The sequence below is a fragment of the Roseobacter sp. S87 genome, assembly GCF_055693285.1.
Genome location: NZ_JBVFTR010000004.1, coordinates 1,589,034 through 1,601,772 on the forward strand (window position 1 = coordinate 1,589,034; position 12,739 = coordinate 1,601,772).

At 61.3% G+C, this 12,739-nt stretch carries 16 protein-coding genes; all 16 read right to left on the reverse strand.

Features of this window, described 5'->3' with window-relative positions; translation table 11 throughout:
- Window positions 1-58: 58 nt before the first annotated feature.
- Window positions 59-349, reverse strand: a complete 291-nt coding sequence (locus tag ACZ1HA_RS08835) for a DUF7742 family protein (RefSeq protein ID WP_375227426.1) — start codon at window positions 347-349, stop codon at window positions 59-61.
- A complete protein-coding gene (locus ACZ1HA_RS08840; protein WP_472713580.1) occupies window positions 349-4,287 on the reverse strand; it encodes a baseplate multidomain protein megatron in 3,939 nt (1,312 codons plus the stop codon). Before ACZ1HA_RS08840 ends, ACZ1HA_RS08835 begins: the two co-directional genes overlap by 1 nt.
- Window positions 4,287-4,733 carry a C40 family peptidase gene (locus tag ACZ1HA_RS08845; RefSeq protein WP_375227425.1) on the reverse strand — a complete coding sequence of 149 codons (447 nt, stop codon included), beginning with the start codon at window positions 4,731-4,733 and terminating at the stop codon, window positions 4,287-4,289. Before ACZ1HA_RS08845 ends, ACZ1HA_RS08840 begins: the two co-directional genes overlap by 1 nt.
- Complete coding sequence (locus tag ACZ1HA_RS08850) at window positions 4,730-5,617, reverse strand: DUF2163 domain-containing protein (protein WP_472713581.1); 888 nt, start codon at window positions 5,615-5,617, stop codon at window positions 4,730-4,732. Before ACZ1HA_RS08850 ends, ACZ1HA_RS08845 begins: the two co-directional genes overlap by 4 nt.
- Window positions 5,617-6,249 (reverse strand): phage distal tail protein, Rcc01695 family, encoded by a 633-nt coding sequence (locus ACZ1HA_RS08855; RefSeq protein ID WP_375227424.1) that lies wholly within the window; start codon window positions 6,247-6,249, stop codon window positions 5,617-5,619. Before ACZ1HA_RS08855 ends, ACZ1HA_RS08850 begins: the two co-directional genes overlap by 1 nt.
- 21 nt (window positions 6,250-6,270) lie before the next feature.
- Window positions 6,271-6,930: a phage tail tape measure protein gene (locus ACZ1HA_RS08860; protein ID WP_375227423.1), complete on the reverse strand. Its 660-nt coding sequence runs from the start codon at window positions 6,928-6,930 to the stop codon at window positions 6,271-6,273.
- The gene (locus ACZ1HA_RS08865) at window positions 6,920-7,132 is read right to left on the reverse strand and encodes a rcc01693 family protein (RefSeq protein WP_375227422.1); all 213 of its coding nucleotides are present in this window, start codon (window positions 7,130-7,132) and stop codon (window positions 6,920-6,922) included. The genes ACZ1HA_RS08860 and ACZ1HA_RS08865 overlap by 11 nt, the downstream gene beginning before the upstream one ends.
- Window positions 7,129-7,446, reverse strand: coding sequence for a gene transfer agent family protein (locus tag ACZ1HA_RS08870; RefSeq protein WP_375227421.1), 318 nt, complete (start codon window positions 7,444-7,446; stop codon window positions 7,129-7,131). The genes ACZ1HA_RS08865 and ACZ1HA_RS08870 overlap by 4 nt, the downstream gene beginning before the upstream one ends.
- A gap of 2 nt (window positions 7,447-7,448) precedes the next feature.
- On the reverse strand, window positions 7,449-7,862 hold the full coding sequence (locus tag ACZ1HA_RS08875; protein ID WP_375227420.1) for a phage major tail protein, TP901-1 family: 414 nt from the start codon (window positions 7,860-7,862) through the stop codon (window positions 7,449-7,451).
- A gap of 32 nt (window positions 7,863-7,894) precedes the next feature.
- A complete protein-coding gene (locus ACZ1HA_RS08880; RefSeq protein WP_472713582.1) occupies window positions 7,895-8,305 on the reverse strand; it encodes a DUF3168 domain-containing protein in 411 nt (136 codons plus the stop codon).
- Window positions 8,302-8,640, reverse strand: a complete 339-nt coding sequence (locus tag ACZ1HA_RS08885; protein ID WP_375227418.1) for a head-tail adaptor protein — start codon at window positions 8,638-8,640, stop codon at window positions 8,302-8,304. The genes ACZ1HA_RS08880 and ACZ1HA_RS08885 overlap by 4 nt, the downstream gene beginning before the upstream one ends.
- Window positions 8,637-9,236 (reverse strand): head-tail connector protein, encoded by a 600-nt coding sequence (locus ACZ1HA_RS08890; protein ID WP_472713583.1) that lies wholly within the window; start codon window positions 9,234-9,236, stop codon window positions 8,637-8,639. The genes ACZ1HA_RS08885 and ACZ1HA_RS08890 overlap by 4 nt, the downstream gene beginning before the upstream one ends.
- A gap of 163 nt (window positions 9,237-9,399) precedes the next feature.
- Window positions 9,400-10,578 (reverse strand): phage major capsid protein, encoded by a 1,179-nt coding sequence (locus tag ACZ1HA_RS08895; protein ID WP_375227416.1) that lies wholly within the window; start codon window positions 10,576-10,578, stop codon window positions 9,400-9,402.
- A 63-nt stretch (window positions 10,579-10,641) separates the two neighbouring features.
- Window positions 10,642-11,199 carry an HK97 family phage prohead protease gene (locus ACZ1HA_RS08900; protein ID WP_472713584.1) on the reverse strand — a complete coding sequence of 186 codons (558 nt, stop codon included), beginning with the start codon at window positions 11,197-11,199 and terminating at the stop codon, window positions 10,642-10,644.
- A gap of 45 nt (window positions 11,200-11,244) precedes the next feature.
- Window positions 11,245-11,451, reverse strand: a complete 207-nt coding sequence (locus ACZ1HA_RS08905) for a GTA head formation protein, RCAP_rcc01685 family (protein ID WP_375227414.1) — start codon at window positions 11,449-11,451, stop codon at window positions 11,245-11,247.
- A 6-nt stretch (window positions 11,452-11,457) separates the two neighbouring features.
- Window positions 11,458-12,636: a phage portal protein gene (locus tag ACZ1HA_RS08910; RefSeq protein ID WP_375227413.1), complete on the reverse strand. Its 1,179-nt coding sequence runs from the start codon at window positions 12,634-12,636 to the stop codon at window positions 11,458-11,460.
- Between the last annotated feature and the right edge of the window lie 103 nt (window positions 12,637-12,739).

The window sequence follows — 12,739 nt, forward strand, 5'->3', positions numbered from 1 at the left end:
CAAACGCAAAGCCGTGATGGATCCCATTCCGGGCCGGAATACATGCCCGCAGGACCGCTCAGGACGGGCGGTTCCGGAAACGGCGGATCCCGTCCAGAACAATCATCAGACATTCGCAGAACTCCGGATCCGTCAGGTCGCCGGGGTCGCGGGCGGGATGCAGCCTTGCCGCGCTGCCCAGCGCACCATTGCCCCATCGGGGATGTGCATACCCGAGTTTTTTGAAAAACACGTCGGCGTAGTGCGCCTGCGTCACCAGGCGACCGAGCAGGTCAGCCCGGTCATCCGGCGGCACCGCTCGCAAAACGCGCGCGGTGCTCACCAGATCGGAAAGAACGAACGCCCGCATTACGCCTGCACCTCCAGCGATGCAGACGGACCCGGTCCGTATGCCGCTGATATCTGCGCAACTTCGACGGTATAGGTCCCCGCCACGTTATCTTCATTCTGCTCGGTAAGGCTGTAGGTCCAGGCAGGCTGATCAACAGTCACTTCCCGGCGCAGTGCACCATCTTTCAGGACCCGGACAGCATAACTTTCGGTCTCTTCGGCCAGCGGGACCTCCGGAATGTCCCAGCTGTCTCCGTCCAGACGGGTCCGCCGGATCCATTCAAAGAATGCCGCACCACCTGCCTGATCCTGAACCGTCAGATGTACAGGAGAATAAGGCCGCAGGCCGTTGCCGTCGAAAGCAACGATATCCTCGACATAGGACGGATCATCCACCGGCCGCCTCGCTGCACCAATGCGATAGGTCTGCGACACGCGCCGAAGGTTACGGCTCAGATCAAGCTGGTTCGGTATGCCGTTCAACAGCACAAACCATGACTGTTCCGGCCAGACATCGGGCATCACGCCGTCGCTGCCGAGCTGCCCCCTCAGCCGCCTTGTCAGTTCCCAGGTGCTCTGATCGACCAGACGCGCCTCAGCAAACTGGAAAATCTCCCAGTTGCCGGGCGTACCGTCTCCGATCGCGGCAAGGTTCGCCCCGCTCAGCAAAGCGTTTTCCTGAACAGAGCTCAGCGCGCCGCTGGTCAGCCTGACACGCAGCGGTAACCCGTCATCGAACCGCCCCGGCCGTGCCTTCTGCATTTGCGTTTCGGTCACCCCGATGACAGAGCGGGCCGAGACGACATCCGTCAGCCTGAAATCACTGTCCCCGGGGGATCTGTAGACAGAAACCGTGCCGGGCCATGGCTGAGCGGTCACGGCAATGTGCGGCGCATGCGGCACCTCATCGCCCGTCATCAGTGGCAGGTCCAGAAAAAGCGGCAGGACGGGTACCGGCGGCACAAAGGAGCGCGGCCTTGCCACTTCGTCAGACAGTTCCGCCGGCTGGTAGACATCCGGCTCAATCCGGACCGCCTCGACAATCTGCAATGCACCCTGCTCAACACGGTCAATCCGGTACAGCGCCTGGCTGTCACCCGCACTGCCACTCAGTGACACAACATCACCTGCCCCCATACTCAGACAGGAAGGAGGCAACGCAAAGCGAACGGCCTCGCGGGCAACCCGCGCTTCTGTCAGCCAGCGTTCCGCGGTCTGGCGGCCTTCTGTCCTTGTCAGTGCAATTGGTATTTCCGATGTGGAAACAGTATGCGCTTTCTCGTCCTCAAGGACCGCCTCTTCAGACAAAACCTCGAACCCAGCGTCCGCCTGCACAAACCGCAGACGAACCCGTCCTGCCATCTCTGCTTCGGGCGAACGTGTCTGTTCGATTGCACCTTCCAGTTCCGTGCTCAGCGCTACCTGCTCCCGGTCCAGTGTCAGTGGGTTCAGACCATTGCGCATACGGAACACAAGCTGCCCGTCTCGTTCCACCGCATCAAAAGCATAGCGCAGCATCAGTGGTTGCAGCGTCTTCCGGGCATCCCCGACTTCGCTTACCATATACCCGCGCACAGTTCCGTAGAGGCCGCTGGTGTCAAAATTGACGAGCCCGGCGCGCGTGCATACCTCTTCAACGACAGAAGACAACGACCGTGCTGATGTCCGCCCGTTGACCCAGTGGCCGCGTGCGTAATTCGCCGCATCGCTCCATTGATCCGCGTTGTTCGGGAAATAAGGATAAGGTCTCGCATCCCATGCCCAGACGAACGCCCGGTCCATGTCCACCATACGCCCCGTATAAAGCGATGCATCGGGATTGTTTGCCGGATCGTCCCAATAGGACACCATCGCCCGCAGATACTGCATCTGCATCAGATCATCCCGCGCTCCTGTCGAAAAATGCGGAATACTGCTTTCGGATGATTTGGGGTCCAGAAACTTGTTCGGCTGGTTCGTTCCCTTGTCGATGGAGGCGCAGCCGTACTCGGTAAACCAGAAAGGCTTGGAGCCCGGCACCCAGTCCGTGGGCGCAGCCGCCCGGACACCCCCAATGCGTTCATAGTGCTCGTTGGACCACCAGTTGCGCAGGTCTTTGTAGCGGAAAACCCAGGGTTCGCTGTGCGCGCCGTCTTCAATCGGTGAACGTATCTGTGCCGCACGGTCTTCATCCGAGGCGTAAAACCAGTCGTAGCCCTCGCCGCCTGCAATATTGCTGCGCAGATAATCGAGGTCGTAAACTGACCCGGCACTGACATCGAGATGCGTGTCTCCGTCCCGCCAGTCTGACAACGGCATGTAATTGTCGATCCCGATAAAATCGATCTCCGGGTCCGCCCAGAGCGGATCAAGATGGAAATAGCGGTCATTGCTGCCATCCTGCGGCTGGTAGCCGAAATACTCAGACCAGTCAGATGCATAGCTGATTTTGGTGTCCGGCCCCACAATCGCGCGCACTTCGGCGGCGAGCTGGCGCAGGCGCTCTACTGCAACAAAAGTGTTGCCAGCGCCCCGGATCCACGTCAGGCCGCGCATTTCTGAACTGATACAAAAAGCCTCTACGCCGCCAGCGGCTTTGCAGAGCGCCGCGTAGTGCAGAACAAACCGCGACAACGTCCATTCATCCGGTCCGCTGTAAGAAACCGCACCACCGGAAACAGAGAAATCCGACGCCGTCACGTTTCCGAAAAAGGCATCAACTTCTGTCTCTGCAGCGGCCGTACCATCCGGCGAGCCATCCACACCCGGCGCAACAGACAACGTTATCCGCCCACGCCATGGCAGACGCGGCTGAAAGCCGTCCGGGTCATAGGGGTTCGGCAGTGTGTTACCCTCCAGCTGATCCATCAGGATAAACGGATAGAACATCACCTTTTTACCTGCCACGTTCATGGCCTGAATGGCCTGGATCACCGACTGGTCCGCCGGTGTACCACCATAAACAGGCCGTCCGTTCTCATCCAAAACCATAGACTCCGCTGTGCCGCGGTTCAGACCCGCGACACGCCAGGGCATGTTCTCGCCGTCGTAGTCTTTTTTCTCAACCTTGGGCCTGACGGCACAACTGCCACAGCGCAGGTCATTTCCGAACCACGAAACGATCAGCGAGGCCGCCTGACAGTTCGGCAGCTCCTCTTCCAGCGCTTCCAGGGACACCCGGAAATCGGCCTTTTCGGTAGGGGTGTTCACGTTCGCGGCCCAGCGACTGCCCGGGCCGTCCGAGTAATAGACCGGCGTCGTTGCCAGAGCATACTCGCCGGTTCCCGGCATCAGCGCAACGGACCGGATGCCATACGTTGGCGCAAAAGCAGCATCGGCTTCGTTTATCTGTTCCGGGCGGGACACCTCGAAGGAAAACTGTGGCACCCGGTTTCCGAAGGGTTCAAGACTGAGGTTTTCAAAGACGACGTAGGCGGTTCCGCGATAAGCGGGCACCATACCTGTGCCTTCGATGGCCTCCATCACCGGGTCAGGCAGCTGATCGCCGCTGCCTTTGTAGATGCGCAGGTTCAGATCGTCGGGCGCAATTTCCTCGCCATCTGCCCAGATCCTGCCAACCCGGGTTATTTCCCCCTCGCAGATCGCAACGGCCAGATTGACGGTATAGCTATAGCTTCGGGTCTGTGGCTGCCGGGGTGCACTGACACCTTTGCCGCCGCCGCCCGACACGCTGACGACCTCCGTGAAGTCAGAGGCCCAGATGACCTGCCCGCCAAGGCGCATGCGTCCATAGACCTGCGACAGAGGTTCACCTTCGCTGGCGCTGAAAAGACGGAACCGGTCAACCCGCCCGGTCTCGATCGCATCCGATCCTTCTCCGATCAGTTTCTGGTCAATTACCTTGCCGAGCGTCGCGCCAACGGCACGACCGATAACGGCCGTGGAAATACCGGCAACCGTGCCACCCAGTGATGCGCCGAGCGCTGAACCGGCAGCAGAAAGAACAATCGTCGCCATCAGCTGGCCTCCTGTGGAAATGCGAAACGTGCCACGACGCGCCGGCGCCAGGGCCGGCTCAGCGGACTTTCGATGACGCCATATCGCGAGTATGCGTGTACGAAACTGGCATCTGCCCCGACGCGCCCGACGATGCCGAGATGTTTTGCCACTGCGCCCGCGCGCATGCGGAACAACAGCACATCGCCTGGTGCTTCATCGTTCAGCTCTTTCGGGCTCAGATGGCGCAGCGCGGCGGCCCAGAGCTGCTCATCCTGCCGGACTTCGGACCAGTCCAGCGAATAGGCAGGCACCCTTTCCGGCTCATCGCCATAACAGGCCCGCCAGACGCCTCTCAGCAGACCCAGACAGTCCGTCCCGGCCCCCCTGACCGAAGACTGATGGACATACGGTGTTCCGATCCAGGCACGCGCCTCAGACAGAACAAGCTCGGCGCGGTCCGTCATCTCAGGCTCCCCCCGGTATTCGCTCCGGTTGATTTCGGAACGGCAAGCATCCAGTCTTCCCCGGGCACATCCGGAAAACCCTGAAAATTCATCAGGTTCAGAAACTTTGCCCGACAGGTTTCGCTGCGCTTGTCGCAGCCTGCCACCAGCCTGACCAACGTGCCCGGGCTCACCGTGGCCCGCAAAGGTTCCCAAAGCTCAATTGTCCTTGTTGTTCCTTCGGTACGGTCCTGTTTGACAATACCTTTCAGCCCGCCAGCCGGTCCGTCCAGCACTTCAAGACGTCCACGTGCGAACCAGCCCTCTGCAAACACATCTACGTTCTCCCACCGGAAAAGCCGCGCATTGCTTACGTCTTCCACCGGGATTTCCAGCGAGAAACCGGGCGTTGTCAGATCAAAACCACAGACGCTGTCGCCCAGAACTGCCGTGCAGGGCTTCTGATACACCCGACCCAGGGGCCGGTTCAGCGTTTCTGTCAATCCGCGCAGTTCCGCCTGAAAACCACCATCAGCGCGGCGGAATTCTCCGATGGATCCGCGAAACTGCATCCAGCGCTGCGAGACGTCCTGCCAGTTGACCAGCCATGCCTCGACCGTCGCATCATCAAACCGGCCCTGCTCGATGTCGTCCTCGCGGATCGACAGATCACTCAGCGCGCCGAGTGCTTCCGTGTTGTCCACTGACAGACCAGTGGACTGGGCCAGTGTCATAGCACTCATGCCTGTATCCGCGCGGAACGTAATCCCGTCAAAGGAAAGTTCCCGGTCGTGATCCGTAAAGCCCAGTACAACGCCATCTTTTCGCGTGATGGCCCAGGCATGGGCGATCGTCGTCAATCCGCTCTCAAGGTGGGCCTTAAGCCCTGCGTTCATGCCACTCATCAGATCCGCACCTCAACAATCGGCACGTTCGGGACTTCACCGGCCTGAAAGCTCGCGACACTGGTCAGAATGCTGTCCGTGTCAAACCGCACCGGCACATCGAACTCGAAACCAGCGGTGACCGTTGCACCGGATGCCGGCGCAGCGACAAAGGTGATCACACCGGACGTGGTATCAACCGTGTACTCTGACCCTTCCGCCAACTCTGTACCGTCAACCGCAACACGCACTGTCCCGGCGACCGGTTTGGTGATCGGCCGCACGTAACTGTGCGCCCCGGACTGATACGTTTTCGTAAGTGAAAACGCCGTGACCGCACCATCTCCGGTTCCGATTTGCTGGTCCGCGGCTGTGATGTCTTCCGAAGGTTTGCGGGACCGGTAATCGGACCAGTCTTTCCACCGGAAAGCGTAGAGTTGCCCGAAACGTGCCTCGAAAAACGCGATCATCGTCTCAACATCATCAAGCGAACGCATTCCGACGCCAGCATCATAGCGCCTGCGGGAATGGGCCCAGGGTGCATTGCGCTCCTCAAATCCGTTGCTGATCGTGACCACATCGGTGCGGCGTTCCGGACCACCTACCGAGCCAAAGCTCAGGGTGACCGGAAATCTGACTTCGTGAAACTGCATGGGTCTGCTCCCCTGACTGAATTAACGGTTACGCTGGCCACGGCTGAGCGCGCGCGTCATCTGCGCCGCGATCTGCCCCTGGCTGCGCTGGAACCCCTGAACGTCCGGGGTCGAAATGTTCATGACGATTGTGTTGCCCGCACCACCGGCGCCACGCACCCCAAGCTTGCCATCAGGACCGCGCGCAAGCGGCATGATCGCTTCGGGACCAGCCTCGCCCATGATCCCCATGCCACCACGCATACCGAAGGGAGTGGCACCGCTGACGATACCGCCCGTGGCAAAGGGCATGACACGGCCCTGACTGAACGGCGCGCCATCTGCGAAGGGCAGAATGTTGTCCACCAGTCCGGACACGCCCGTTGCGAGGATACCCCCCAACTGGTTGGTGACCGGCTTGATGGCCGCGTTGTATGTCGCGTTGATCATGCTGTTGGCCACTGTGTTCAGCGCCTCCGACAGGCTGATACCGTCAAATATCAGGCCATCAAATGCACTCTTGAGGCCCCGGCTCAGGCTGCGCTCCAGAATGGCGACATCCCGTCCGGTGGCCTGCAGTGAAGCTTTCATGCGCTGCAGTTCAGCGTCAAAACCGGTGACCAGCGTGCTGGTCTGCCCCAGCGTTTCGTTCAGACCATCGGCCCGTGCCTCAAGGTCCTCAAAGCCGCGTTCATCCGTCATCTGTTCCGTCCTTTTTCTCTTCGTCCGGCCAGGCATCCATCAGCGCCTGCAGACCACTGCTCAGAAGCGGACCGGAGGTCCCGGGCTCGCCCAGCATCAGACGCAGCTCGGCCGGTGTCAGCTTCCAGAACTCGTCAGGCTTCAGCCCGAGGCCCCTGACACCCGCACGCAGCAGCGCCGGCCAGTCGAGGCTCTCGCTCATGCGTCCGGCACCACAAACGCGCGCGCCAGAAGCTCCGCCGCAGCGCGTGCCGCAGCCATTGGCCCGCCACCGATGTCGGCATGCAGCAGGTCCTCAGCCGTCACACCGCATTGGCCGCCCTCAAGCCCGGCACCCAGCAGATCCAGCACGTCGCGGCTGGAAAAACTGTTGCTCTCGAACCGCTGTACGAGCTCCAGCAGTGACCCCGCGCCGAGACTGTCTTCCAGTCCAGCAAGCGCGCCCAGCGTCAGGCGCATCACATGGGTCTCATCGTTGATGACCAGGGCCACATCGCCCCTCCAGGGATTTGCCATGGTCAGATCGCGGTGAATGTCAGGCTGCCGGCACTGGCCAGCGACAACTCATAGGTCGCTTCACCATTGTGACTGCCGCCGTATTCGATGGACGTCACCTGGAACGGCCCTTCGACAATGCCAAAATCCGGGATCACGACCTGGAATGCCGGTGCTTCGCCGTCAAAGAACAGCTGACGCGCCCGCTCGTCCGTATCCGCATCGCGGAACACGCCGGATCCGCTGATGGACACTGACCGCACACCTGCGCCGGAGAGCAGCTCACGCCAGCCTCCCTGGCTTTCAAGGCTGGTCACGTCGATTGTTTCGGCATTGAAGCTCACGCGCGTGGCGCGCAGCCCGGCCAGCGTTGAAAACTGGCCTGTGTTGTCCATATCGACCTTGATCAGCAGGTCTTTACCGTTCTGAGCACCCATGGGTTCTCTCCTCGTGCATTGTGTTGGTGGCGTTATTCATCTGAGACGCGGGCGCGGAACCGCATCAGGATCTCGCGCCCGGCGTTGTCATCAATCTTGCGTGCCTGGGCGCGGTCAAAGCGCATGAAAACAAGGTGCCCGCGGGTCAGGGAAAGGTCTGCATTATGCAGCACGTCCGAAACGGCGGCGGCGACCGCCTTGGCACCTGCAAAGCCAGGCTGGGTTGTAAAGATCGAAATCTCAATCGTGTGCAGCGCGCCGGCGCCGGTCTGATCCGAGGCATCCAGCGCGCGCTCGCGGCCCAGCCCGACCCAGGTTTCCGGCACCGTTCCTGTCGGAACCGCGTCATAGATATCCGACCCGACCAGCGCTGCCAGCGCGGCGTCGGTCGAGAGCGCCTCATAGATGGCGGCCTGCAGCGCGCCTGACATGGCATAACTCATACCGCCGTCTCCTCTGTGGCAAAGCAGGTGATGTATCGGCCATCAGAATCTTCTTCTGCCACCGCCTGTATGACGAACACCCGCTGGCCCTCGCGAAACCGTTGTTCCGGGCGCGGCCGGTCCGGTGCGCCAAACGGCGCACCGCGGACGATGATCCGGTAACTCATGGCCGAAATCGGCGCGCCAGACTGCGCGGTTTCCCGACCCGTGCGTGCGGTGATCTGTGCCCAGAGCGTGCCAAGCACCTGCCACTGGGTCACAAAACCACCTGCACCATCCGGAACACGCTGCGGCTCTTCGAGCTCGAGGCGGCGGTTGAGCCGCGGGGACTTCACCGCAGACCTCCGGTGCCGATCCGCATGATGCGGTAGCGCTCAATCAGGCTGGTCACGCCAAATGGCATGCAACCATCGCTCAGCGAGGTCTCGTTGCGATACTCATAATAGTGCGCTGCAAGCAGCATCACTGCCTGGCGCAGGTCCGGGGGGACATCGTCCCACGCAGGTCCATAACCGGCATCAAACCGTATCACCACGGAACCACTGGTCGGAATGACCGGCAGACTGGCACCGGTGGAACGCAGACGCGGTCGCTGGCTGTCTTTTTCCAGCCAGTAGGTTTCCGGCCCGGCAAGTGTCTCACTGCCGTCCCGCGCCAAAACAGTGACACTGTTGATGGTGCTCACTGGCGCCATCGGCAGCCCCTGCGCGGACAGATCCCGCCAGAAGGACAGCGTCCAGCCAAAGCTGCGCGTGATCAGGACTTTTCCGGTCCGGGCTTCCACTGCGCCGATGGCCGCGCGCAGAAAGCCTGTCAGCACCTCATCCTGGGACGTTTCCTGACCGAAGCCAGTACCAAGACGCAGATGCGCCCTGAAATCCTCGACCGGCAGTGCGCTGTCGGGCACCGTCGTTTCTTCGATCAACATCATCGAAATTCTCCAGTTCTCCTGCTCCCCGGTCGTGGAAACCGGATGCGCGCCTGTCCGTGTTGCTCGGTCGGAGGGGAGCAGCTAGACAACACGGAACCTGCCGGAGCGCACCCGGCCCGGTGAAACGGCCAGAGCCGCCTCACCGGTATCGTCACTTCACAGTTCAGGAGGTGGCGAATTTCAGCAGCTTGATCGCTGCAAAGTCGCTTACATCACCGCCAACGCGCTTGGTCGCATAGAACAGGACGTTGGGTTTGGCGCTGAAGGGATCACGCAGAACACGCAGGTCAGGACGCTCGGCAATCGTGTAACCCGCATCAAAGTCACCAAAGGCAATCGCATCGGCACCCGCAGTCGCGTCCGGCATGTCTTCGGCAATCAGAACAGGATAGCCCATCAGACGCGCGGGCTCACCTGCAGACAGGCCATCAGACCAGAGGAAGCGGCCATCGTTGTCCTTGAGCTTGCGGATCAGACCGGCGGTTTTGGAGTTCATGACAAATGTCGCGTTGGCGCGGTACTGCGCCCCGAGAGCGTAAACGAGGTCAACGACAGCATCTGCTGTCACGTCGCCGTCAAGACCCGTCGGCACATACCCAAGGTTGCCCCAGGTCCAGACATCATTGTCGACATTCGTGTGGTTCAGGAAACCACGCGGCTTGTCGACGCCGTCACCGTTCACAAAGGCCGCCGCTTCTGCACGGGCAAAACGGTCCGCGATACGCTCGGCCAGCCAGCCTTCAATGTCAAAGGCACTGTCGTCGAGCAGACGCTGCGATGTTTTGGGTAGTGCGCTCAGCTCATGCAGCGGGATCACGATGCGGTCGATCTGCGGCGTACCTGTTTCAGTGGTATCCGCAGTCTCCGAGGCCCAGCCAGCGCCCAGATCGGTGTGGTCAACAAGAACGTCGTAGGACGTCGCCTCGACATTCACGACAGACGCCACCGAGCGGATTGAAGACGTTGCACGCAGCACCGAATTCACCGTGTCTGATGTCTGCGGATCAACTAGGTAACCGCCATCCGCATTCAGCGCTGTAGACATGGATTTCACGTCCATCTCAAGGCCCCGCAGACCATCATCGTCGCCCGAGCGCAGATAATCATTGAACGCTTTCTGATGCGGTGCGCCGGCATCAACAGCGCCTCCGAGAGGTGTGCGTTGGGGGATGTTCGATTTACGGTCCAGCATGGTCAGTCGCTCTTCTGTTTGTTGCATTTTCATGTCAATTTCGTTCTGGAAGTTCTTGAAATCAGTGACAAAGCCGGTCACGGCCTGTCTGACGTCCTCGGCAGGAGACAAACCCGTCCCGCCTGCCGCCTTTGCTTCGGTCTTGCTCATTCGCAGTTTCCTCAATGTGATGGTTGCAGCCGCAGACGCTGCGGCCGGTACAACAGGTGCGCGTCAGCGGCGCGCCAGATCAGCGCGCGCACCCGCAAAGGCGGCGGCCATGTCACGCAGGGCGTCGTCCAGACCGGTCTCATCCGATTTGGCGGCAACCCGCGCACTGGGCAGCATCGGAAAGGTCACCAGCGACACTTCCCAGAGCTCCAGTTCCGTCAGAAGGCGCTGGCCTTCCGTATTCTTTGTGGCTTTGCGTGTCCGGTAGCCGATGGACAGCCCGTCAATGGCGCCGGCGGCAATCAGCGCTGCGGCCTCACGGCCCTTCTCGACACTGTCGAGCAGACGTCCCCTGACCCACAGGCCCCGCGCATCCTCATGCACTTCGTCCCAGATGCCGATGGGCTGTGCAGGGTCATGCTGCCACAGCATTTTGACCGTGCCACCCCGAGCCGCCAGCGCCTCAAGCGATGCCTTATAGGCGCCTGGTGCCACGACATCGTTGCCCTGATCCACGGCGCCGAACAGGCTGGCGTATCCACTGATGATACGTCCGTCTTTGATATCAACAGCGTCGCCAAAACGGGCAAACTTGTGCTCAAGCCCGGTATCATACTCCATGGCGTTTCTCCTTGAATAATTGATGTGACCGGTCAGCTGACCGGCTCAGGGTGCTGCGGCCAGCAAGGATTGCAGACCCTGACCGAGGATCATCGCAACGATCCCGTAAACCGTTAGCCACAAACGTTTTTCCAGCCGCTCCATCATCTCCTCGATCCGCTCCAGGCGGCGGGTCAGATTGGCGTGCTGTATCTCCGCAATGCGCTCATGCGCCTGCAGCCTCAGTCCCGGCGCGCACTCGAATTTGTCCATGACGGGTCACTCCCCGGCCTCTGCCGCAGGCAGCCCCAGCAGGGCGCGCTTTTCGGCCTGAGTGAGGAAATCCGCCCCCGCCACGCGGTTCCACTGAGCGTCCCGCTCAGCCGCCAGGGCCGGGACCTGATCAAGGTCCGGTTTCAGCGTCAGCGCCTCTCCGGTGTACCCCGCGATCCAGTGCGCCAGCGCAGCCGTGACCCGTGTCGCAAGCGGCAGAACGGTCAGGCGGTAAAACGCACGGTGCGCTTCCTGATAGTTCGAATAGGTCGCGTCGCCCTGGATACCCAGCAGCATCGGCGGCACGCCAAAGGCCAGGGCGATCTCGCGCGCGGCGGCTTCCTTGGTTTTCTGGAATTCCATATCAGACGGCGAAAAGCCCATCGGCTTCCAGTCCAGGCCACCTTCCAGCAACATGGGCCGGCCTGCATTCCGTGCCCCCTGGTGGTGGCTTTCCATTTCGGCCACAAGACGCTCGTACTGATCGTTCGCCATCGTGCCCTGACCTTCGGCGCCGCGGTACACAATCGCACCCGAGGGGCGCGCCGCATTGTCGAGCAGCGCCTTGGACCAACGGCTTGCAGAATTATGCACGTCCACCGCCATCGCCGCCGCCTGCATCGGGCTGAACCCGTAGTGGTCGTCCTGCGGGTGGAAGCTGCGGATGTGGCAAACCGGCTGAACGGCGCCGGAGGCATCAAACCGGTGTTTGCGCCCGCCCACGGCGTATTCATAGGCAACCGGCCAGCCATCGGCGCCGGGCACCACGCTCATCCGGTCAGACCGCAGCACATGCAGTTCAACCGGCGGGCCGGCCTCGCCTGCCACGGCTTCGACGTAACCATTCCCGGTCAGCAGCAGTTGCGCATAGAGCGCTTCCAGCAGTTCCGCACGGCCCTGCATCGGGTTCGGCCGCGAAACAAGCGTCATCAGCGGGTGCGTTTCATAACGCTGCTCACTGTCCTGCAGGACCAGCGGCAGCGCTGCCGCAGCCTCGGCAATCAGTTTGACAGAACGGAAACCAACCGGGTTTCCGGAAAATCCCGTGCGGGTCAGCGATACGGCGTCCCGCGGGCTCCAGGCGACGCGGCCGGACGACTGCCAGGCAACGACAGGACCTGTCGCACTCGCCTTCTGTTCCGGTACGTTCACCGGCGCAGTCTTTTTCAGAAAGTCAAAAACCATAAGTCGCTCCTCAGGATTGGTCGCAGCGCGGGCTCAGACACCGCGCGTCACGGCAGCCGGCACCGGGCTCGCCAGACCGTTGCTGCAGTGTTCATCAAATTTC